Below are 22,411 nucleotides of genomic sequence, written 5' to 3'. Positions count from 1 at the left end.
AGTGCGCCGATTATCGCGAGCCGCGCGTTCAGGTTCTGCTCAGCCGACGCGAAGCGTCGCCCTCGGCATTCACATCGGCGAACGACAACGCGCTCGCCAGGTAGTCGATGAAGAGCTTGGTCTTGGGCGATACGAGGCGCGACGGCAGCAGCGCATACACAGGGACGCTCGCCATTTGCCAATCGGCCAGCACGCGTACGCCAGTGCGTGCAGCCTCCGAAAATGCCCCCGGATACACCGGCAGAGCCGCGATGCCGTGGCGCTGGTTGACCAGTTGATGCGCCATCTGCACCTGGTTGGTAGACAGTCGGCCAGCGACTCTCACATCGACCTTTTGATCGCCTTTGCTGAAGGTCCAGGTGGTACCGCCTGGGGGCTTTTCCAGGAGGATGCAGGCGTGGGCCTCGAGGTCCTGGGGGCGGTTCAGCGCCGGCGCGCCGGCAAGATAGTCGGGCGCCGCGAACACGTGCTGCGCAATCGCACCCAGCGGCCGTGCAATCAGAAATTGCTCATGCACGGGGCCGACCCGTATCGCCACATCCACTCGCATGACAGACGGATCGACGGCCTCCGGACACAGGTCGATTTCGAGTTCTATGGCCGGATGCGCGCGGATGAAGTCACCTAGAAGCGGTGAGATCCAGCTATTTCCAAAATCGGGCGGCATGGACACGACGAGCCGTCCCTGCGTACTGGCGGCCGCCGCAACGGTTTCTGCGTAGACCGAATGCACGGCGGCCACCAGCGGCTTGGCGCGTGCGAAATAGATTTGGCCATCAGCCGTAAGCTGGATTGATCGGCCACCCCGCATCGTCAGCTTGGTGCCCGTCCATCGTTCGAGGGCACTGAGGCGTTTCGAGACCATCACGACCGGAATACCCAACTGCGCACCCGCGCGTGCAAGGCTGCCCAGTTCGCCGACGGCCACGAACGCGGCAATATCCTGGAGTTGATCGAGCGAATCCATCAGACCGTGGCGCTTCGACGCAACCTTGATTCGAGCCATTCGACAAACACACGGCCTTTGCGCAGTGACGACTTTTCGCTGACTACTGCGCTGAGCGCCATGGGCGGCAGCTCCCAACCGCACAGCACGGGGACCAATGCGCCAGCAGCCGGCAGGCCCGCCGCCATGTCAGCCGGCAGTGCGGCAATTCCGAAATCTTCGCTGGCAAAACGCGCACGCAAAGAAACACTGTTGGTCGCGAGGGTGCCCCTTACCTGGACGGAAGCGCGCAAATCGTTGTGTTGCAGTTGCCAAACATTCAGGCCGGGATCACGTCCCTCGACGATGCAGTTGTGGGCGCAGAGGTCGGTTGGCACCAGCAGCGGTGCTGACTTTGCCAAGTAGCGCTCCGACGCATAGAGCCGCCACTGCACCGTGCCAACGGCTCGCACGAGCGCGCCTGTGGGAGGCGTGGCGTCGACGGGACCCAACTGCAGAGCGACGTCATGGCGGCTCGGCTCGTCCGTGGCATGCCGCGCCGAAAGATTCAATTCGAGCTCCAGCTTGGGATGGCGTTGAATAAACTCCGAAATGATCTCGGTCAAAAATCCGAGCCCGCATTCCGCCGGGGTTGCAACGACCAATCGACCCGAGAGCTGCTGATCGACCGCCCTGAAGGCGTCGTGCAACCGCAACGCGTCGAGCGTCAAGGCCTCGCTGCGAGCGAAGTAATCGGCACCTGCCTCGGTCAATTGGATGCGACGCGTCGAGCGCTGCAACAGGCGAACACCCATCGCGGATTCGATGGCTGTGAGGCGCCTCGATAGCGTTGCTGGACATGGGCGTGCCACCTTTCATGGTGGCCACCTCGCTTCAAGCGGTCATCGCACAACGACTGGTGCGGCTTAACTGCATGGATTGCGCGCAACCACAGACTCCCACGCCACAGGAACAATCGTGGCTCAGCGCCATGGGTGCGGCGGACGAGGGAATTTCGGCCCGACGCGGCACCGGATGCTCGGCCTGCCACGCAACCGGGTACGCCGGTCGGATGGGCGTCTACGAGTTGTTGGTGATGGACCCGGTATTGACCGAAGCCATCCTGCGCTCCGACCCCGTCGCATTCACCAAAGCCGCCCGCGAGCGAATGCTGGGCAAGACCGTGGCGCATCAGACTCTGGCGTTGGTGCGCCAGGGCCGCACTTCATTGGCAGAGGCGTTGCGCGTCGGCTTCGACACCGGCGAGGAAGAGAACTCCTAGTGGCAATGTACGCATGGCGTGGGCGCAATGCCCGCGGGGAAACGGTCCAGGGGCAAATGGAAGCGCTGACGGAAGGTGGTGTCGCCGATGAACTCATGGCCATCGGCGTCGCTCCGGTCCAAATTGCCGCAGTTGCCAAGGTCGTGACCGACAGCACCAGCTGGCTGGCGCGCTTCAACCAGAAACCGATCGTGGTGGAAGACATCCTCGTGTTTTCGCGTCAGATGCACACGCTCAGCAAAGCGGGCGTTCCCATCTTCAGGGCCTTCGCAGGACTGGAGGCTTCGGCAAGCAAACCGACCATGCTCGCGATGCTGCAGGACATTCGCTCGAGCCTTGACCAGGGCCGCGAACTTTCGGCCGCCATGGCGCGACATCCGAAAGCGTTCAGTGCTTTTTATGTCTCGATGGTGCAGGTCGGCGAAATGACCGGGCGCCTGCCCGAAGTGTTCTTGAACCTGCACGAGCAGCTGGAATTCGATCGGGATGTGCGTGAGCGCGTCAAACAGGCCATGCGTTACCCGATGTTCGTCATGGTGGCGATGGCGGTCGCAGTTGTGATCCTCACGGTATTTGTCATCCCGGTCTTCGCCCAGGTTTTCGAAGGTTTTCATGCGCAGTTGCCGCTGCTTACGCGCGCGCTGCTGGGGTTTTCCGGCTGGATGGTCTCGTGGTGGCCGCTGCTGGTGCTCGCTGGAATGGCGAGCAGCCTCGCGATCAAAAGCTATCTGCGCACTCCGGCCGGACGTTACCGCTGGGACGCACTCAAACTGCGTTTGCCCATCGTCGGGGACATTCTGCTCAAAGGTGCCCTGGCTCGTTTTGCCCGAAGCTTTGCCCTGGCGATTCAAAGCAGCGTGCCGCTGGTGCCGGCTTTGAATGTGGTGGCGGTGACGGTCGACAACGACTTCATCAGCAGCCGCATCAAACAGATGCGCGATGGCATCGAGCACGGCAGCAGCATCTCAAGCTGCGCAGCCGGTACGGGCGTTTTCACGCCATTGGTTCTGCAGATGATGGCCGTCGGCGAGGAAACCGGAGAACTCGACTCCTTGATGTTCGAAATAGCCCGTATGTATGAGCAGCAAACCGACTACAGCGTCAAAGGCTTGGCCGCGGCCATCGAACCGATCTTGCTGGTTGTCATTGCCGTGCTTGTGCTGCTGCTCGCACTGGGAGTTTTTCTACCGCTGTGGAGTCTCGGACAGGCGGCCACCGGCCGAGGCTGACCACGCGTGCGCAACAGGCGCGTGCCCTGCAGAGCGAATCAGCATCCCCTTCCACCGTTTCTCGGCGCGCGTTAGAAATCAGTGGGCTTTCAACTGGTTGCACGATGTCTGCTCAAACAAACGTTCCATTCGCTCAGACAAACGACGACTGCCGCGACGATCTCAACAATGGCAAATGTCTCGCAATTTCTCTCTGCTTCCAGTAGCGCTTCATCGATTTCACCGGAGCAGACGATGCGCGTAGCCCTCCTGGAAGACGAACCGATCCAGATGCAACTGATGGTTGCGACCCTCGAGACTTTTGGTGCGACTGACGACGACGCCATCAACTGCTCTCAATTCACGGACGGTGAATCGCTTCGCAATGCGCTCCTCACCGACCCGTTCGACCTGCTGATACTCGACTGGAACTTCAATCCCACGAACGGCCTCGACCTGGTGCGCTGGATGCGTGAAAAAGGAAGCGGCAGCGAGAACGAAAAAGCCCTTGCCGAACTGCCCGTTATCGTCGTGAGCGCACGCAGCACGGCAGGCGATTCAGCGGAAGCGCTGGCCGGTGGCGCCGACGACTACATCGCCAAGCCGTTCCGGCGCGGAGAGCTGCTGGGACGCGTGCAACAACTCATGAACTTGGTGCCTCGAAAGCAAAGCCGATCCCATACACCGACCTGATCCAGTCGTGCTCCGGTGCCGCTACCGACAGCTTGCGCCGCAGGTTCTTGATGTGGCTGTCGACCGCGCGCTCGGTCACATCGGCGGTGTCGTCATAAGCCAGTTCGAGTAAGCGGGCGCGCGAGAAAATGCGGCCCGGATGACGCGCCAGCGCCTGCAACAGGCCGAACTCCCGGCGCGTCAGATTCAGCGGTATGCCATGCAGCGATGCGCGCCAGTGCACGTCATCGAGCAACAGGGCGCGACCACGCTCCGTGGTACCAGCAGCCCCACGGCCTTCTGCGCTTTCGATGGCTGTTCGACGCAGCACCGCACGCACTCGTGCCACCACTTCGCGCGGAGAGAACGGCTTGCACACGTAGTCGTCGGCACCCGCTTCCAGCCCCACCAGCCGGTCTATTTCTTCGATGCGCGCGGTCAGCATGATGATCGGATGCAGCGTGTAGGCGCGCGCCTGCTTCAGCACCTGCAGGCCATCGAGCCGAGGCAGCATGACGTCGAGCAGGGTGAGGTCGGGAGGCGCAGCGAGCATGCGCTCCAGCGCGGTCTGGCCATCGGCGACGTGCTCCGTTTCGTAGCCCGCATGGTGCAGATAGTCTTGCAGCACCGACGCGATGTCGGGCTCGTCTTCGACGATGAGAATGCGGGTCATGTTGCACTCATGTTGCAGCGACCACGGGCAACGACACGGTGATACGGAGCCCGCCCTGCGGCGATGCAGAAGCGTCGATGGTGCCGCCATGCGCTTCGACCGTCGCGCGGCAAATCGACAGACCGAGACCCGAACCACCCGTCGCGCGACTGCGCGAGGTTTCACCGCGGAACAGGCGCTCGAACAATCGCGGCAGTTCGGCCTCCGACACGCCTGGTGCGCTGTCGTCGAAGTGCAGCACCAGTCGGTCGGTCGCCTCGGTGGCTGCGGTAGCGGCCGATGAATGGACAAGCGCCCCGATGCGCAGCTCGCCCGGTGCATCGGTGTACGCCAGCGTGTTGTCGAGCAGATTCATAAAGACAAGATGCAAGCGCCGCGCATCGCCCTCCATTACCGGTTGGGCAGAGGCGGCCAGCGCGTCCAGCGCCCGCGTGTCGACACGAATGCGCGACCGTGCGAAGCGGTCTGCCGACAGCGTGACCGCCTCTTTCAACAACGCCAGCGGAAACAGCGGGGCGACCGTCAGCGGTTCGCCTTGCGGGTCGCGCATGCTGCTGCGCAGATCGTCTACCAGTTGGCCCAGGCGCATGACCTGCCGATGCAGCCGCAACGCGGTGCGGTCGTCGAACGTGCGCACGCCGTCTTGCAGCGCTTCGATCTCGGCACGCATGGCTGCCAGGGGCGTACGCAGCTCGTGCGCGACATCGGCGAGCCACGCGCGGCGCGATGCCTCGCTGGTGTCGAGGCGCTCGGCCATGTCGTTGAACGTGCGGCCGAGCAGCGCGAGCTCGTCGCTGCCCGGCACCAGCACGCGCGTACCCGAGCGGCCGCGCGCGATGTCCTGCGCACCCTGCGTGAGCGCGTCGATCGGGCCGAGCCAGCGCCGCCCGAGCAGCCACGACAGGCCGAGCGCGAAGATCAAGCCAGCGATCGCCGTCAGCGCGACCACGCTCGACTGCCGCGCGATGAAAGCGCGATCGGCTTCGCTGTCCAGGCCCTCGACCGGCGCGAGCACCAGGTAGCCGACCACGTCGTTGCCGCGCTTGATCTTCAGCCGCGCGGCCGATGCGTTGTCCACGTTCGCCCCGACCACACGAACGCCCGCAGCATCGACCACGCCGAGCCGTTGGTAGATCGAATCGGCGGCTTCGCGTGGATCCGGGTAGAGCCAGGGTGGCGGCGGTGGTGCATAGCGCCGCGGCAGCAAGTCGAGCTGCGGCGACGGCATCGGCGGGCCACCCTCGCCGTCATAGGAGCCATTGCCATTGTTCGCACCATTGTTCTCACCGTTGCTCGCGCCGTCCCCACCGTGCGGCCACTGGCGACGCGCATACCAGGGCGGCAGTCGGCTGTCTTCCTTGACGCCGGTGCTGCTGCGCGACTCGCTCGAAAGGCCCAGTTGCAACCGATGCCACGCTTCGTCTTCGTTGCGCAGCTTGTTCCAGTTGCCATTGACGACATAGTGCTTCTGCAGCAACTGCGCGAGCCAGTCCATGCGGCGGATTTCAATTTCCGCCACGTACGGCCCCATGCCACTTTGCAAGCCGAAGATCGAGAAGCCCGAAAAAATAAGCAGCAGCATCACCAGCAATGCGGCGAGGGCGAAAAATATCTTTCTGGAGAGCGTCAGGCGGGTCATCGCTTCATTCGGTGCATGGCCCATTTTGCTGAATGCACAGGTCGCGACCGGCCCTGCTTGTCTGCTGGTTGTCGTATGGGTTGCCAGAGCGTTTGGCATAGCCTCCGACGGTGCGGCCACTGTTCATGATCGGGGCCAGCGTCGACAGCCTGGAGTTGCCGCTGCGCGCCCGGTCGGCATCGCTGCCGCCGCCATCTTCGCCGTCGCATTCGCCACACCCGATCACGGCGCAGAACACCACGGTGCCCAGCAGGCCGACCGCGCAACGCCGCACGGAAATCTGCGATTGCATCGTCATTGCCATGCCGCAGACAGCGAGGGCCGCAGCGGCAACCGCAGCGTGAGTCCGAGACTGCCCAGCGACGAAGGCGCCGCATAGATGCGCCCGCCATGCCGATGCACGATGTACTCGCAGGCCCGCACGCAGCCTGCAGTGCGCTCGTCGGGCTTGCCGAAGAGTTGCGCCAGTCCGGTGGTGCAGGCATCGCGCCCCACGTCCATGAAGTGCACCACCGCACGCGAACCCTCGGAGCGCGCCAGCAGTTGCAGCGTACCGCCGCCCTGCATCGCGAGGCAGGCGATGCGGGAGACGTTGGCCAGCAGCAGCTCCCACTCATGATCGCCCACGCCGACGGGCAAGGGCTCGTCAGGCAGGCGCTGGTCGAGCGCGATGCCGTTGGCCTGCAACAGCGTCATGCAGGCCGGCGGCACGTCGCGCAGCATTTGGCAGAGGTCCATCCGGGTTGATGGCGGTGGTGGATGTGTTTGCATCTCGCGCTTCTTGTCCGTTCGATTCGTTGCGATTCAGAACGAGTGGCGAATGCCGAAGTCGTACCCCGTCGACGAACGCGGCAAGCTGGTAAAGCCGACTGCGCTGCTGCCACCCGCGGTGATCGCGGAGCTCAGGCTGCCGCTGTAGAGCGCATCGTTGCGGTTGTTGACGCGTGCCACCGTGGCGTAGAGCGCGGTGCGCTTCGACAGGTTGTGCACGTAACCCAACGCGAGCTTCTGGACATGCGGGTCGCTGCCCGTCAAACCGCTAGCGCCCTCGTCATAGCGCACCGCGGAATACGAAGCGCGGATCAGGCCCGGCCCGACCGGCACGCTGGCGCCGAGCAGATAGCCGTTGTAGCTGTCGCGCGATGTGGCGAGTGCAGTTTCGAAGCGGTTGCGCACGCTCGACAGTTCGCCGAAGAGCTTGACCGGGCCAAAGTCGTACGAAGCGCCGAGGTTGGCGGTCTCCACCTTGCGCGTCAGGGCGTTGGTATCGATGACGGTGTTCTCGCCGAGCGACATGGCGACGTCGAGCGGGCCGTTGGCATAGCCGAAGCGGCCGCCGACGTAACGGCCGGCGTTGCTGTTGGTCGATGCGACCAGTGCGGTCGTGCTGTTGTCGGTGTTCTCATGCAGGCTGTACTGCACCTGGCCATAGAAGCCACCCAGGTTCGGCGGCAAGAAGTAGCCGACCATGTTGCTGGCGCGAATGTAGTTGGGGTTGGCGAGGTTGGCGCTCCCGCTCACCGACGAGATCACGCTGGTGCCGGAGCCGGTGGTGCCGAACGGATCGAACACGGTGTCGTTCCAGTAGGTGGCGGTGTAGTCGCGGCCCAGGCGCAGTTCGCCGAAGCCGTTGGCAAGGCTCACCGTGGAGCGTCGGTTGAAGGCGCCGATGCCGGTCGATCCGTCGTCGTTGCTGATGGCCGACTCGAGCCAGAAACTGGCAGACAAGCCGCCGCCCAGATCTTCCGTGCCACGAAAGCCGAGGCGGCTCGCGTTGTAGCCGGAATTGGCCAGGCTCCACTGGCTTTGCTTGGCGGTGGCACCGGTCACCGCATCGCGCGATGTGGCCGATTGGTAGCTGACGGCCGCATCCACCACGCCGAACAGCGTGACGGACGACTGCGCCGATGCCAAACCAGTGACGGCCAGCGCGGCGAGCGCCGTAAGGGACTTTTTCATTCAGTTCTCCGAATCAAGAGAGGTGCTTCAGGCGCAGCCGGTTGGCATTGCCCTGGCAACCGCTGCGATGCAACGGCAACTGAATGGTGGAATCCAAATGGGGAGGTAATTGGGAGGCTCCGCCACCGCCTTCGGTCTTTACTGCGGAGCGGCCGTTGCGGGTGGGACGGTCATCCAGCTGGCTTCCCAGCCGCCACCGAGGTTCTGGATCAGCGCCACCGCTGCGTTCTGTCGATTGACCTGCAACTGCACCAGCGTGCGACGTGCGTTCAACGCGGCGGCCTGCGCGGTGACGACATCGGTGTAGCTCACTTGGGCAGCGCGATAGCGGTTGAGCAACTGTTGCTCGGTCTTGTCGGCAGCGAGCGAGGCCTGCAGGCGCAAGCCCTCCTGTTGGCCCAACGTAGCGGCCGCGGTCAACTGGTCTTCCACCGACTGAAAGGCGGTCAGCACGGTTTGCCTGTAACGCGCGACGCTGGCGTCGTAGCTGCCCTTGGCCTCCTCGACGCGCGCGCTGATCGCACCGCCATCGAACACCACCTGCGCGACCGACAACCCGAGCGACCACAGCGTGTTCGATGCGCTGAACAAATCGCCAACGCGACTGGCCGAGCTGCCGACCGAACCGCTCAGGCCGAAGCTGGGAAAGTACGCCGTCCGCGCGATGCCGATCTGCGCGTTGGCCGAGGCGACTGCGCGCTCCGCAGCGGCGATATCGGGCCGGCGTTGCAGCAATGTCGACGGCACGCCGGTGGGCACGCCGGGCACCGTCGGCGTCCACTTGGAAGCCGGCAGGCTGAAGTCGTTGGGCGCGGAGCCCACCAGCACCGCGATCGCGTGTTCGTACGTTGCGCGATTGCGCGTCAACGACACGCGATCGGCGCGCGTGCTGAGCAATTGCGTCTGCGCCTGCAGCACGTCGGTCTGCGCGGAGATGCCGGCCCGATAGCGGTTGTTGGTGATCTCGTAGGCGCGCTCGTAGCCGGCGATCGTTTCGTCGAGCAGCACGATCTCCGCGTCGGTCTCGCGCAGCGAAAAGTAGTTGGTCGCCAGATTGCCAATGGCCGACAGCCGCGCCAAAGCAAGGTCGGCCTCGCTGGCCTGCGCGCCGGCTTGGGCGCTCGTCACTGCTTGCCGCAGGCGGCCCCACACGTCGGGTGCCCAGTCGACACCCAGCGTCGCCGAGAACGCGTTGGTCGGCGTCGTTCCGGAACTGCCCGAACGCAGCGCACCGCTTCGGCGCCCGCTGCCATCGACGCTCACCTGCGGAAACAGCGCGGCGCGTTGCTCGCGCACAAGCGCTTGTGCCTGCGCGTAGTTGCCGACGGCGGCAGCGATGTTCTGGTTCGATACCTGCACGCGGGCGGCAAGTTCGTCGAGGTTGGCATCGTTGAAGAGCTTCCACCACTCGCCACGATCGAGTGCGTCGGCCGGCGCGGCTGGCAGCCAGCCGGCGGCTGCAGGTGCCTCTTTGAAGGCGCCGGGGTTGGCGGCAGTGGGCGTTTCGTAGCGCGGGCCGATCGCGCAACCGGAGAGCGACAACACCAGCACGCACACGGCGCTCAAAGAGAAAGGAAAGGATGGCATCGAGGCAGTCATACGGGTTTGGGTTCGGCGTCGATCGCACGACCAAGTTCATGCTCGTGCGCGCCGCGGCGGCGCAGCTTGTCGAGCACCAGGTACACCACTGGCGTGGTCAGCAGAGTGAGAAGCTGGCTGGCGATAAGCCCGCCGATGATCGCGACGCCCAGCGGCCGGCGCAACTCCGCGCCCTCGCCGAAGCCGATGGCGAGCGGCAGCGCACCGAGCGCAGCAGCCATGGTCGTCATCAAAATCGGCCGAAAGCGCAGCAGGCACGCCTCGCGCACGGCTTCGAGCGGCGTGAGCCCGCGCGAGCGTTCGGCCTCCAGCGCGAAATCGATGATGAGAATGGCGTTCTTTTTCACGATGCCGATCAGCAGGAACACGCCGATCAACGCGATGATCGAAAACTCCATCTTGAAGAGCAACAGCGCCAGCACCGCGCCGACTCCTGCCGATGGCAAGGTCGACAGCACCGTGATGGGATGCACCAGGCTCTCATACAGGATGCCGAGCACGATGTAGATGACGACCAGCGCCGCCAGGATCAGCATCGTCTGCTGGCTCTGCGATTGCTGCGCGCTCAAGGCGGTGCCAGCGAAGGCGCCGCGCACGTTGGTCGGCATCGCGATGTTGGCCTCGGCTTTAGCAACCGCCTCGCGGGCATCGCCGAGGTTGGCGCCTTCGGCCAGGTTGAACGAGATGGTCGTCGCCAGCTCGCCGTCTTCATGGCTCACCGACGTCGCGACCGAGTTTTCCATGAACTGCGCCACCGACGAAAGCGGCACCAGGCTCGTTGCAGTGTTGCTGAGCACGTTGCCGGTGGAAGCGTTGCGCGAGCCGGGGTTGGCGGACACCGGGACGGCGCCAGTGTTCGAACCCGCCGCAGTGGAAGCTGCGGCCCCGCTCGTGGTTTTGGTCGCGCTGCCGGTCGAGGTGGTGTCCGCTGCTTCGGTGGTCACCGTCTGGCCCGCGATGACAGCCGTACGCGTGGCTGGCATGTACACGTCCTTCAGCGCGTTCGGGCTCTGCGCATAGCGCGGCGCCCACTCCATCACGACGTGGTACTGGTTCAGCTCGGTGTAGATGGTCGCGACCTGACGCTGCCCGAAGGCGTTGTACAGAGCGTTGTCGATGGCCGTCGACGTGACGCCCAGACGCCGTGCGGTGTCGCGATCGACCTTGGCGACAGTTTCGACGCCGTTCTGGTCCTGGTCGGTGTCGACGTCGGTCAGCACCGGCTGCAGCTTGAGCTCGTCGGACAGCTTGACGGCCCACGTCCGCAGGTCGGCCAGGCTGTCGCTCTTGAGCGTGTACTGGTAGGTCGAATTGCTGGCGCGGCCGCCCGAGCGCACGTCTTGCACCGTGCCCAGAAAAACGCGCAGACCGGTGACCTGGTTCAGCTGCGGTCGCAGCCGCGCGATGACCGTCAGGCCGCTGTCCTTGCGCTGATTGGCCGGCTTCAGGTTGACGAACATGAAGCCCCCCCCGGCCCGCCCGCCACCGGTGAAGCCGATCACGGTGTCGACCGCTTCGTCCTTGCGGATGATGTCGACCACCTGCCGCAACTTGGCCGCCATCGCTTGCGACGAGATGCTCTGGTCGGCACGCAGGCCGCCGTTGAGTTGCCCGCTGTCCTGCTGCGGAAAGAACCCCTTGGGTGCCGCACTGAACAGGTAGACGTTGAGGCCGATGACCGCCAGCAGGATGAGCATGACCAGCGCCTTGCTGTCGAGCGCCCAGTCGAGGCTGGCTTCATAGCGGCGCAGCACCCAGTCGTAGCTGCCGGCGGCCATGCGGCCGAGGCGTCCCGGCGGCTTGTCGTTCGCATGCTCGCCACCGGGCTTGAGCAGCCACGCGCACATCATCGGCGTGGTGGTCAGCGAGATGACCAGCGAGATCATCACGGCGGCCGACAACGTGACCGCGAACTCGCGAAACAGGCGCCCGGTTTGCCCGCCCATAAACAGCAACGGAATGAACACCGCCACCAGCGACACGCTGATCGACAACACCGTGAACCCGACCTCTTTGGCGCCGAGCAGCGCCGCCTTCATGCGCGACATGCCGGCATCGATGTGTCGGCTGGTGTTCTCCAGCACCACGATGGCATCGTCGACCACGAACCCGGTCGCCACTGTCAGCGCCATCAGGCTGAAATTGTTGAGGCTGAAGCCCAGCAGGTACATCACGCCGAATGTCCCCAACAGCGCCACCACGGTCGCTACTGCGGGCACGATGGTCGCGCGCACGCTGCGCAAGAACAAGCTGACGACCAGCACCACCAGCAACACCGAGATGATCAGCGTGACCTCGACTTCATGCAGCGAGCTGCGGATCGAATTGGTGCTGTCGGATGCCACCTGCAACTGCACGTCGGGCGGCAATTGCGCCTGCAGTTCCGGCAGCAGTGCACGCACGCTGTCGACGGTCGCGATGATGTTGGCCGAAGGCTGGCGCGTGATGAGCACGATGATCGCCGGCTCGCCGTTGAAGAGGCCGAGCGTGCGCGTGTCTTCCACGCCGTCATTGACTTCGGCGACGTCTTGCAGCCGTACCGCTGCGCCGTTGCGCCAGGCCACGACCATCGGTGCGTAGTCGCTGGCTTTGAGGGCCGGTGTCTGCGTGTAGATCTGCAGCTTGCGGCCGTCGCCCTGCACTGCCCCCTTGGGCCGATTGGCGTTGGCCGCCTGAACGGCAGCGCGAACGTCTTCGGTACTCACGCCATAGCGGTTCAGCGCGAAGGGCAGCAACTCGATGCGCACTGCCGGCAACGAGCCGCCGCCGATTTCCACATCGCCCACGCCATCGACTTGCGACAACCGCTGGCTCACGATGTTCGACACCGCGTCGTAGATCTGGCCCGGCGTCTTGGTCTTGGAGGTGAGCGCCAGGATGATGACCGGAGATGCCGCCGGGTTGGCCTTGCGGTACGTCGGGTTGCTGCGCAGCGTGGCCGGCAAGTCGACGCGGCTGGCGTTGATGGCGGCCTGCACCTCGCGCGCGGCGCCGTCGATGTTGCGGCTCAGGTCGAACTGCAGCGTGACCCGCGCCGAGCCGACCGAACTGGTCGACGTCATTTCGTTGACGCCGGCAATGGTGCCCAGGTGCCGTTCGAGCGGCGTCGCGACGCTGGTCGCCATGGTCTCCGGGCTGGCGCCGGGGATGGAAGCGCGCACCGAGATCACCGGATAGTCGACCTGCGGCAGCGGCGACACCGGCAGCACGAAGAAGGCCGCGATGCCGGCCAGCGCGACACCGACGGTCAGCAGCACCGTGCCGATAGGTCGACGAACGAACGGCCGCGACAGGTTCACGCGGGCGCTCCGTCTTCATCGAGATCGGCTTCGGGCTTGCGGCGACGGCTTTCACCGCCAAGGCGGTCGAACGCCAGATAGATGACCGGCGTGGTGAAGAGCGTGAGCAACTGGCTGACGATCAGTCCACCGAAGATGGCGAGGCCGAGCGGCCTACGCAACTCCGCGCCCTCGCCGAAGCTCAGCATCAGCGGCACGGCAGCGAACAAGGCCGCGAGCGTCGTCATCAGGATCGGCCGGAAGCGCAACAGCGCCGCCTGGTGAATCGCCTCCTGCGCCGACTTGCCCTGCGTGCGCTCGGCGTCGATCGCGAAGTCGATCATCATGATCGCGTTCTTCTTCACGATGCCGATCAGCAGGATGATGCCGATGATGCCGATCACGCCCAGGTCGTTGCCGGTGATCATCAACGCCAGCAGCGCGCCGACACCGGCCGATGGCAGCGTCGACAAGATCGTGAGCGGATGCACGTAGCTTTCGTACAGCACGCCCAGCACGATGTAGACGCACACCACCGCCGCGAGGATGAGCCAGAGCTGATTCGACAGCGAGCGTTCGTAAGCGCCCGACGCGCCGAGGAAGGTCATGGTCACGCTGGCCGGCAGGCCGATCTCCTTGGCCGCGGCGCGAATCGCATCGACCGAGGCGCCGAGCGACACACCCGGCGCGGTGTCGAAGTTGAGCGTGCTGGCCGGGTACTGCGCCACGTGCGTGATCTGCAGCGGCGCCTGCTGCTCGGTGATGCTGGCGATCGCCGACAAAGGTGTCGCTACGCCCGAGCCGGCGATGAGGTTCAGGTCGCCGAGCTTTTGCGGCGTGTTTACCAGGCCCGGTTGCGATTCCAGGATCACGCGGTACTGGTTGGTCTCGGTGAAGATGGTCGAGACGATGCGCTGGCCGAAGGCGCTGTAGAGCGCATCGTCGACCGAACTCGCGGTGATCGAAAGGCGCGCCGCGGTGTCGCGGTTCACGTTGACGAAGGCGGCCAGGCCCTGCGCGCCGGCATCGCTGCTGACGTTGCGCACCTGCTTGACCGTCTGCAGCCGGTCCACCAGCCGGGTCATCCACTGCGTGATGATGGCGCTGTCGACACCTTCGAGCGACACGCGAAATTCGGTAGGCCCGGTCTCGGCATCGATGGTCAGGTCTTGCGTCGGCTGCAGATACAGCGTGACGCCGGCGACGGTCTGCGCCCGGTCGCGCAACCGGTCCATCAGCGCCTGCTGTTTGCCATGGCTGGCGCGCAGGTTGATGAGCATGCTGCCGTTATTGAGCATCGTGTTGTTGGCCGCATCGACACCGACGAACGAACTCAGGCTTTCGACATCCGGATCTTCGAGAATCGCCTTGGCAGCGGCTTGCTGCAGTTGCGACATGCGATCGAACGACACGTCTTGCGACGCCTGGATGCGGCCCTGCAACTGCCCCGTGTCCTGCGTCGGAAAGAGGCCTTTGGGAATGCTCAGGTACAGCGCCACCGTGATGACCATCGTAAGCAGCGCGACCACGAGCGTCAGCGCCTGGTGCGCGAACACCCAGTGCAGCGAACGGTCGTAGCGGACCATCACGCCGGAGAAGAAGTTTTGAAGGCGCGCAGCGAACCCCGTCTTGCTCGGGGTGTTCGGGTTGCTCGGCTCCGCCTTGTGCGGCTTGAGCCAGCGCGCCGACATCATCGGTACCAGCGTGAGCGACACCACGGCGGAGATCAAAATCGTGATCGCCAGCGTGACTGCGAATTCGCGGAAAAGCCGCCCCACCACATCACCCATGAAGAGCAGCGGAATCAGCACGGCGATGAGCGACACCGTCAGCGAAATGATCGTGAAGCCGATCTGCGCCGCGCCCTTGAAGGCCGCCTGCAACGGCCGTTCGCCCTCTTCGATGTAGCGCGAGATGTTCTCGATCATCACGATGGCATCGTCGACCACGAATCCGGTCGCGATGGTCAACGCCATCAGGCTCAGGTTGTTCAGGCTGTAGCCAAGCAGGTACATCAGCCCGAAGGTGCCGATAAGCGAGATCGGCACCGCGATGCTGGCGATGACGGTGGCGCGCAGGCTGCCGAGGAACGCGAAGATGACCAGCACCACCAGCACGACGGCCAGGACGAGTTCCATCTCGACGTGCTGGACCGATCCGCGAATGCCCGAGGTGCGATCGCTCAGCACTTCGATCTTCAGGCCGCTCGGCAAGCCAGCCTGCAGATCGGGCAACTGCTTCTTGATGGCGTCGACCGTGGCGATGACGTTGGCACCCGGCTGGCGCTGCACATTCAGGATGATGGCTGGGTGCAATTTCCCGTTGGTGCCGGCCCAGGCGCTGAGCTGCGTGTTCTCGGCGCCGCTGACCACTTGGGCCACGTCGATCATGCGAATCGGCGCGCCGTTCTTGTACGTGACGATCAGGTTCTTGTAGTCGTCGACGGTCAGCAACTGGTCGTTCGAATTGATCGTGTAGGCGCGCTTGGGCCCGTCGAAGCTGCCCTTGGCACCGTTCGAATTGGCCGCGCTGATGGCAGTGCGCAGCGTATCGAGCCCGATGCCGTTGGCCGCCAGCGCCTGCGTGTTGGCCTGGATGCGAACGGCAGGACGTTGTCCGCCGCTGAGCGACACCAGACCGACGCCCGAAACCTGACTGATCTTCTGCGCGAGTCGCGTGTTGACGAGGTTCTGCACCTCGGTCAGCGGCAACGTTTCCGATGTGATGGCGAGCGTCAGCACGGGCGCATCGGCGGGATTCACCTTGGCGTACACCGGCGGTGCCGGCAGGTCGGCCGGCAGCAGCGAGCCGCCGGCGTTGATGGCGGCTTGCACCTCTTGCTCCGCCACATCGAGCGTTTGCCCGAGCGAAAATTGCAGCGTGATGATCGACACGCCCGCGGCGCTGGTCGAACTCATGCGGTCGAGCCCCGCCATCTGGCCGAACTGCCGTTCGAGCGGCGCGGTGACCGTGTTGCTCATCACCTCCGGGCTGCCGCCGGGGTACAGCGTCTGCACCTGGATGGTCGGGTAGTCGACCTGCGGCAACGCCGACAACGGCAGGAAGCGGAACGACACCAACCCGGCCAGCACGATGGCCACCATCAGCAGCGAGGTCGCTACCGGCCGCAGGATGAACGGGCGCGAAGGACTCATTGCGCCGGCCGGCGTTCCGACAGGCGCTGCCAGCGTTCGAGCGCGGCCGGCTCGCCGCGGTCGATGGCTTCGAGCAGGCGCTTGCGACGCTCGAGCTGTTCGGGGTTGTCCTTGACCGCATCGAGCAGGCGCTGGCGTTCCTCGGCGGTGGGCGGCTTGATGGCAGTGGTGGCGGTCGTGCCGCCGGAGGCCATCGGAGTGGCCGTCGAACCGGAGGGTGGTGCAACAGGAGCGGCCGAAGTGCCTTGCCGCCGGCCACTGGCGGCCCCCGATGCGGCACCCGCCGGACGATCGACCATGGTCTGTACGCGCGCGCCGTCCTTCAACCGGTCGCCGCCTTCGGTCACGACCTCTTCGCCGGACTTCAGGCCCGACATGATCGCCACGTTGTCGACGCTCGATTCGCCGCGCGTCACCGGGCGCTGGCTCACCGTCTTGTCTTCGTTAATGACGTAGACGTAGTCGCCATTCGGCCCATGCCGCAGCGCCGTCACCGGCACGACGACGGCGGCGCTGATGGTGCGCATCAGCAGCCGCACGTTGACGAACTGGTTAGGGAACAAGGCCGAGTCGGCATTGGCAAAGCGCGCCTTCGACTTGACCGTGCCGGTGTTCGTATCGACCGAGTTGTCGAGCGTCGAGAACATGCCTGTCGCGAGTTGCTTGATGCGGGTGCGGTCGAGCGCAGTGGCCGGCAATTGCGCGCCAGCCGCGAGCCGTTGCTGGATCTCTGGCACGCGGTCCTGCGGCACCGAAAACGCCACGTCGATGGGCGACAGTTGCGTAATGACCGCGACCCCGGCCGTGCTGCCGGTCGATACGTAATTACCGGCATCCACCGGTCGCAAACCGACCCGGCCGCTCACCGGCGCGACGATGCGCGCGTAGTTCAGGTTGAGCTTGGCGGTGCTTTCGCTGGCGCGGTCGATGGTGACCGTGCCTTCGAGCTGCTTGACCAATGCAGCCTGCGTGTCGACGTCTTGCCGTGCGATCGAGTCCTGCCCGAGCAGCGTGCGGTATCGCTCCAACGTGACTTTTGCTGCCGACAGCTGGGCTTCATCGCGCTGCCTGGCGCCAGCCGCCTGCGACAGCGCGATCTGGAACGGCGCCGGATCGATGGTGGCGAGCACGTCGCCCTTCTTGACCATCTGGCCCTCCTTGAAGAGCACCGCGGTCAGCACGCCCGCGACCTGCGGCTGCACCGTGACGTTGGCCAGCGGCTGCACGGTGCCGAGCGCGTCGAGCTGGATCGGAATGTCAGCCTGGCGCGCAACCGCGAAACCGACCGTGTTTTGCGCCCCTGCGCCGCCTGGGCCGCCCGGACCTCTCGCGCCGGCACCACCCGGTCCACCGGGGCCACCTGGACCGCGCCCGCCCGCACCCGGCGCACCGGCTGCCGGCTCCTTCGAGCGCTGGACCAGGTACCAGGCGCCACCGCCCAAAGCCACCAGCAAAAGAATCGCGAGCACGGCACCCACCCAGCGACGGCGACGGACCGGCGGATGGGTAGGCGACACGGTGGCGGGAAGAGGCTCGGGGGGAGTGTGTGGATCCATCGGGATTCGGTCAGCGTGAATGGGCTCAGAGGAGGCACCCGGAGTACAGCGCAGGATGGTATCGCCCCGCCTTGACGTGCCGTAAAGGTTCGGTAAAGCCCATGCGGCGTGTCAGCCACTTCGCTCCATCCGCGCGTTTTGCGCCGCTATTCCGCATCCGGCGCCGCTCTTTTGCGTTCCGTCGCATGACGCTCGCCGTGCGGGCGACGAATGACGAGAGTCACCCCATCGCTTTTTCTGGAGAAAACCATGCTGCTGCAAATCGTCACTCACACCCCACGCTGGGTTTTCGGCCTCTTCGCGCTGCTGGTCTGGCTCGGCTGCAAGCAGTTGATGTCGGGCCGCGTGAGCCTCGTCAAGGTCACGGTCATGCCAATCGCCATGACGGGCTTCGCGGTCTACGGCGTGGCGTCGGCCTTCGGCGCATCGAACACAGCTGGCCCGGCTGCGCTGCTCGCCTGGGCCGCCGCAGCAGCAGTGCTGTTCGCCGTATCGATCCGCCAGCCGCTGCACGCCAACACCCGCTACAACGCCGAGGCCCGTGCGTTCGACGTGGCCGGCAGCGCCGTGCCGCTGATGCTCATGATGGGCATCTTCTTCACCAAGTACGTCGTCGGCGTCAGCCTGTCGATGCACCCGGAGCTGGCCCATCAGACGCCTGTGGCGGCCGGTATCAGCGCGGTGTATGGCACCTTCACCGGCATCTTCGTCGGCCGCGCCGCCCGCTTGTGGAAGCTGGCGATCCGCACCGACCGCGGAGTGGCCAGCGCCGCCTGATCTGTCGAACCCAGCCCACTGCCCCTTCACCCATTCAGCCATCCACCCACTCAGATCGAGGAGACACACCATGTCTGCTGCCGCCCACTTCAACGACGCCACCCGAGCCACCGCGGCCGGCCGCATCGACCAGCTCGCACGACGCCGCGCCAAGGCCAAGATGGGCTGGTTCGCCCACGCGACGATCTTCACCATCGTCAACCTCGGGCTCATCACGCTGTCGTTCCTCACCGGTCGTTTTTGGGCGCTCTATCCGCTGCTCGGGTGGGGTGTAGGACTGGCCATGCATGGCGTCTCGGTCTGGGCCTTGCCGCACGGCGGCGCCTTGATGGAACGCATGGTCGAAAAGGAACGCGCCCGGCTGTCGGGCACGCCGCGCGGTGACCTGTGGTGATCCTGGGCCTTCTTCGCACAGAATCTGCTGCTATGAACATCCAATGGCGCAACCTATTGCGCCACTACCTTCAGGTGGTGGCGTTTTGCAGCGTCATCGCCGTGCTGACCACCGCGATCTGGCCGCGCAAGAGCTACCTGGTTCAGCTGGGCTACTCGCTGGCTGTCGGCACCATCACCTGGGCGGTCATCGACTTCGGCCGCCATGTCGTCGACGAACGCAATTGCCATCGCGACGGTGCGGGTGGCCACGGCTGGCCCAAGGGATGGCGCGGTCCGCTGCTCGCCGCCATCGGCATTGCCTCCGGCTTTTTCTTCGGCGATCCGCTGGGCGACCTGCTGTTCGGCGATGGCGTGCAGCAGTCGCCGCAAGACAGCCGCATCAGCCTTGCCATCACGCTGGTCGCGGGCGCCATCGGCACCTTCTACTTTTTCGCACGCGGCAAGGCGGCAGCGCTCATCGGCGAGAGAAACGCCGCTGAACGCGATGCCAGCGAAGCCAAGCTCAAGCTGCTCGAAACGCAGCTCGAGCCGCACATGCTCTTCAACACGCTGGCCAATTTGCGCGTGCTCATCACACTCGATCCGCCGCGTGCGGTGCAGATGCTCGACCACCTCAACCGCTATCTGCGCGTGACCTTGAGCGGCTCGCGTGCGGTGGCCCATCCGCTGTCGGCTGAGTTCGACCGGCTGCGCGATTATCTAGAGCTGATGTCGATTCGCATGGGCCCGCGCCTGCGCTACACGCTGGAGCTGCCCGACGATTTACGCGACGTGCCGGTGCCGCCGCTGTTGCTGCAGCCGCTGGTCGAAAACAGCATCCGGCATGGGCTGGAGCCGCAAGTCGAGGGCGGCGAGATCGTCGTGCGCGCACGTCGTGAAAGCAAAGCCAGCGCCGGCAAGCTGCAGATCGCCATCGAGGTGCGCGACACCGGGGTCGGGCTGGGCGCGGCGCCGCCATCGGAAGGCAGCGGCTTCGGGCTCGCGCAAGTGCGCGAGCGGCTCGCGACGGTGTACGGCGCGCGGGGCCGACTCGAGATGGCTGCGGCTGCAGACGGTGGTACGCGTGCGGTGGTGACGTTTCCGATTTAGCGGCGACAGGTTGCGAAGCTGCGTTTTTTATTACCGCGGTAATGTGATAGTCTGCCCAGCATGATTCATGCCCATACCAAACTCACCTCGCAAGGCCAGGTTTCCGTCCCGGCCGCGGTCAGGCGCGCCTTGGGCCTGACGCCCGGCACCGTGCTCGAATGGGTCGAAGAGAAGGGCCGCATCGTCGTGAAGCGCGCTACTCGCCACGATTCCCAGGCGGTTCACGACGCGTTGTTTCCTGAAGGCGCCACACCCGTCCAGGCGAAGTCGCTGGAAGATTTGAAGCGAGGCATCCGCCAGCGCATGAAACGCCGCCATGCGGGCGATTGATACCAATGTGCTCGTGCGGCTCCTTGTGCGAGACGACGCTCGGCAGGTGAAGCTTGCAGAGGTGTTTGTCGACGGCAACGCATGGATATCGCAGCTAGTGCTGGCTGAGACGATGTGGGTGCTGGAATCGGTTTACGACCGAACCCCCGTGCAACTCGCGGCGGCTCTTGAAATTTTGCTGGAACACAAAACGTTGACCCTGCAAGATGCCGATACGGTCGCCGCAGCTTTGCAGAATTTCAAGCGCAAACCAGCTTTGGGCTTCTCCGATTGCCTGGTGCTGGAGATTGCCCGAAAGGCGGGGCACACGCCGCTGGGCACTTTCGACAAAGGGCTTGCCAAGCTCGCGGGCGCGCAACAACTTTGAAGGTTTGACATGACTGCGTCAGGACGTTGAAGCCATGCAGAATCCCACAGCCCTCATCGCCGAAGACGAACCCCTGCTGGCCCAGGCACTGCACGCCGAGCTAAGCGCCGCGTGGCCCGAGCTCGACGTGGTCGCCATCGTCGGCGACGGCCGCAGCGCGGTCAATGAAGCGCTTCGCTTGTTGCCACAAATCCTGTTCTTCGACATCCGCATGCCCGGCCTCGACGGCCTCGGGGCCGCGGCTGAACTGGCGGACACGTGGCCGACCGACGAAGCACCGATGCCGCAGCTCGTGTTCGTCACGGCCTACGACGAGTACGCGACACGCGCGTTCGAGGCGCAGGCCATCGACTACGTGCTGAAGCCGGTTCAGGGCGATCGACTGCGCAAGACCGTAGCGCGACTGAAGCAGGCGGCGGCGACGTCGACGGCAACGCATAGCCCGGCCGAATCCGTCGCGCCGCAGCAAACTGCCGCGCTCGAACAGACCTTGGCGCAATGGCGTCAGTTGCTCGCTGCCGCAGGCGCCAGCGCTGCCGGGCCGGCGGGGTTGCTCTCACCCAGTACGTTGCCGGGCACGTTACAGGGCGCGTTCGCAGGATCGACTGCCCCATCGGCCGTCGCCCCGCTCAAATTCATCGCCGCGAGCGACGCGGGTGGCGCCACCGTTCGCATGGTGCCGATGGACGAAGTGCTGTACTTCGAAGCGGCCGACAAATACGTTCGCGTGCTCACTGCGGCGCACGAATATCTGATCCGCACGCCGCTGAAGCAGTTGATGCCGCAACTCGATGCCAACATGTTCTGGCAGGTGCATCGGGCAGTCGTCGTGCGCAGCGATGCCGTCGACTCGGTGCACCGCGACGAAGCCGGCAAGCTGCATCTGCTGCTGCGCGGTCGGGCGGAGAACATCGCGGTCAGCCGCCTCTACGCCCACCTGTTTCGCGCGATGTAAACCGCTGCGGGCCAGACCGTTCGGCCTGCTCGGCCCCATTCGAGCAACAAAAAAGCCGACCCTCTTTCGAAGGTCGGCTTCAGTGTGAATCAGCCTTGGATCAATAACCGCGGTAGTAACCGTGGCCGTGACCATGGCCATGACCGCGGTAGTAGCCCGGCGCCGGGCCGTAGTACACCGGGGGCGCGTTGTAATAAACCGGTGCCGGACGGTAATAGACCGGTGCTGGCTCGTAATACCGCGGCGGCGCGTTGTAGTAGACCGGCGCGGGGGCTGCATACATCGGTGCCGGCGCGTAGTACCCGGGAGCAACGCCAATCGCCAGACCCGGCAGGTTGATGCCAACCGAAACGCCAGCATTTGCCGCGGAGCCTGCGAACAGTGCGCCCGCTGCGACAGCCGCAGCAGCAGCGAACTTGAAGAAGGTAGAACGGTTGAGGTTCATGGTGGACTCCTGTTGATGGACACATTCAAGATGAACGGCCGAGATGTGTATTCAACGCGCCTCGTGCAAAGCCGGTGTACCCGATCATGTGAAGAATGTTGCCAAG

At 64.9% G+C, this 22,411-nt stretch carries 21 protein-coding genes; 9 read left to right on the top strand and 12 right to left on the bottom strand.

From position 1 onward, the window contains the following. Positions 1-28: 28 nt before the first annotated feature. The gene (locus RCH10_RS13805) at positions 29-967 is read right to left on the bottom strand and encodes a LysR family transcriptional regulator (protein ID WP_409052803.1); all 939 of its coding nucleotides are present in this window, start codon (positions 965-967) and stop codon (positions 29-31) included. After that, the gene (locus RCH10_RS13800; protein WP_409052802.1) at positions 967-1,740 is read right to left on the bottom strand and encodes a LysR substrate-binding domain-containing protein; all 774 of its coding nucleotides are present in this window, start codon (positions 1,738-1,740) and stop codon (positions 967-969) included. Before RCH10_RS13800 ends, RCH10_RS13805 begins: the two co-directional genes overlap by 1 nt. Positions 1,741-1,790: 50 nt before the next feature. Between RCH10_RS13800 and RCH10_RS13795 the strand changes: the two genes are divergently transcribed. From RCH10_RS13795 to RCH10_RS13785, 3 genes are all read left to right on the top strand, one after another. Continuing rightward, positions 1,791-2,207, top strand: a complete 417-nt coding sequence (locus tag RCH10_RS13795; protein WP_409052801.1) for a hypothetical protein — start codon at positions 1,791-1,793, stop codon at positions 2,205-2,207. A 5-nt stretch (positions 2,208-2,212) separates the two neighbouring features. After that, positions 2,213-3,436 carry a type II secretion system F family protein gene (locus RCH10_RS13790; RefSeq protein WP_409052866.1) on the top strand — a complete coding sequence of 408 codons (1,224 nt, stop codon included), beginning with the start codon at positions 2,213-2,215 and terminating at the stop codon, positions 3,434-3,436. An 81-nt stretch (positions 3,437-3,517) separates the two neighbouring features. Continuing rightward, the gene (locus tag RCH10_RS13785) at positions 3,518-4,108 is read left to right on the top strand and encodes a response regulator transcription factor (protein ID WP_409052800.1); all 591 of its coding nucleotides are present in this window, start codon (positions 3,518-3,520) and stop codon (positions 4,106-4,108) included. Here RCH10_RS13785 and RCH10_RS13780 read toward each other — a convergent pair. The 9 genes from RCH10_RS13780 to RCH10_RS13740 form a co-directional block, all read right to left on the bottom strand. Then, complete coding sequence (locus tag RCH10_RS13780; protein ID WP_409052799.1) at positions 4,059-4,760, bottom strand: response regulator; 702 nt, start codon at positions 4,758-4,760, stop codon at positions 4,059-4,061. The two genes, RCH10_RS13785 and RCH10_RS13780, sit on opposite strands and share 50 nt — an antisense overlap. Before the next feature lie 7 nt (positions 4,761-4,767). Then, a complete protein-coding gene (locus RCH10_RS13775; protein WP_409052798.1) occupies positions 4,768-6,399 on the bottom strand; it encodes an ATP-binding protein in 1,632 nt (543 codons plus the stop codon). A 4-nt stretch (positions 6,400-6,403) separates the two neighbouring features. Continuing rightward, positions 6,404-6,691 carry a hypothetical protein gene (locus RCH10_RS13770; protein ID WP_409052797.1) on the bottom strand — a complete coding sequence of 96 codons (288 nt, stop codon included), beginning with the start codon at positions 6,689-6,691 and terminating at the stop codon, positions 6,404-6,406. Between the two features lie 2 nt (positions 6,692-6,693). Then, the gene (locus tag RCH10_RS13765) at positions 6,694-7,137 is read right to left on the bottom strand and encodes an ATP-binding protein (protein WP_409052796.1); all 444 of its coding nucleotides are present in this window, start codon (positions 7,135-7,137) and stop codon (positions 6,694-6,696) included. A gap of 66 nt (positions 7,138-7,203) precedes the next feature. Beyond that, on the bottom strand, positions 7,204-8,358 hold the full coding sequence (locus RCH10_RS13760; protein WP_409052795.1) for a porin: 1,155 nt from the start codon (positions 8,356-8,358) through the stop codon (positions 7,204-7,206). Between the two features lie 138 nt (positions 8,359-8,496). Next, complete coding sequence (locus RCH10_RS13755; RefSeq protein WP_409052794.1) at positions 8,497-9,945, bottom strand: efflux transporter outer membrane subunit; 1,449 nt, start codon at positions 9,943-9,945, stop codon at positions 8,497-8,499. Positions 9,946-9,953: 8 nt separating this feature from the next. Beyond that, positions 9,954-13,256: an efflux RND transporter permease subunit gene (locus tag RCH10_RS13750; protein WP_409052793.1), complete on the bottom strand. Its 3,303-nt coding sequence runs from the start codon at positions 13,254-13,256 to the stop codon at positions 9,954-9,956. Beyond that, entirely contained in the window at positions 13,253-16,390 is a 3,138-nt protein-coding gene (locus RCH10_RS13745; RefSeq protein WP_409052792.1) for an efflux RND transporter permease subunit, read from the bottom strand. The genes RCH10_RS13750 and RCH10_RS13745 overlap by 4 nt, the downstream gene beginning before the upstream one ends. Then, complete coding sequence (locus RCH10_RS13740; protein ID WP_409052791.1) at positions 16,387-17,946, bottom strand: efflux RND transporter periplasmic adaptor subunit; 1,560 nt, start codon at positions 17,944-17,946, stop codon at positions 16,387-16,389. Before RCH10_RS13740 ends, RCH10_RS13745 begins: the two co-directional genes overlap by 4 nt. Before the next feature lie 249 nt (positions 17,947-18,195). On the opposite strand from RCH10_RS13740, the gene RCH10_RS13735 reads away from it, so the two are divergent. The 6 genes from RCH10_RS13735 (at position 18,196) to RCH10_RS13710 (ending at position 21,860) form a co-directional block, all read left to right on the top strand. Next, positions 18,196-18,723: a DUF6622 family protein gene (locus RCH10_RS13735; protein ID WP_409052790.1), complete on the top strand. Its 528-nt coding sequence runs from the start codon at positions 18,196-18,198 to the stop codon at positions 18,721-18,723. A gap of 70 nt (positions 18,724-18,793) precedes the next feature. Further along, positions 18,794-19,117, top strand: coding sequence for a 2TM domain-containing protein (locus RCH10_RS13730; RefSeq protein ID WP_409052789.1), 324 nt, complete (start codon positions 18,794-18,796; stop codon positions 19,115-19,117). 32 nt (positions 19,118-19,149) lie between these two features. Continuing rightward, entirely contained in the window at positions 19,150-20,208 is a 1,059-nt protein-coding gene (locus RCH10_RS13725) for a sensor histidine kinase (protein ID WP_409052788.1), read from the top strand. A gap of 60 nt (positions 20,209-20,268) precedes the next feature. Further along, positions 20,269-20,538: an AbrB/MazE/SpoVT family DNA-binding domain-containing protein gene (locus RCH10_RS13720; protein ID WP_409052787.1), complete on the top strand. Its 270-nt coding sequence runs from the start codon at positions 20,269-20,271 to the stop codon at positions 20,536-20,538. Next, a complete protein-coding gene (locus tag RCH10_RS13715; protein WP_409052786.1) occupies positions 20,525-20,905 on the top strand; it encodes a PIN domain-containing protein in 381 nt (126 codons plus the stop codon). Before RCH10_RS13720 ends, RCH10_RS13715 begins: the two co-directional genes overlap by 14 nt. Positions 20,906-20,939: 34 nt before the next feature. Next, positions 20,940-21,860, top strand: a complete 921-nt coding sequence (locus RCH10_RS13710) for a LytR/AlgR family response regulator transcription factor (protein ID WP_409052785.1) — start codon at positions 20,940-20,942, stop codon at positions 21,858-21,860. A gap of 100 nt (positions 21,861-21,960) precedes the next feature. Here RCH10_RS13710 and RCH10_RS13705 read toward each other — a convergent pair whose 3' ends face one another. Next, on the bottom strand, positions 21,961-22,305 hold the full coding sequence (locus tag RCH10_RS13705) for a hypothetical protein (RefSeq protein WP_323498840.1): 345 nt from the start codon (positions 22,303-22,305) through the stop codon (positions 21,961-21,963). Between the last annotated feature and the right edge of the window lie 106 nt (positions 22,306-22,411).

This window comes from Variovorax sp. GrIS 2.14 (assembly GCF_046115955.1).
In the GTDB taxonomy this organism is placed as follows: domain Bacteria; phylum Pseudomonadota; class Gammaproteobacteria; order Burkholderiales; family Burkholderiaceae_C; genus Variovorax.
This window is presented reverse-complemented; position numbering and strand designations above follow the sequence as displayed.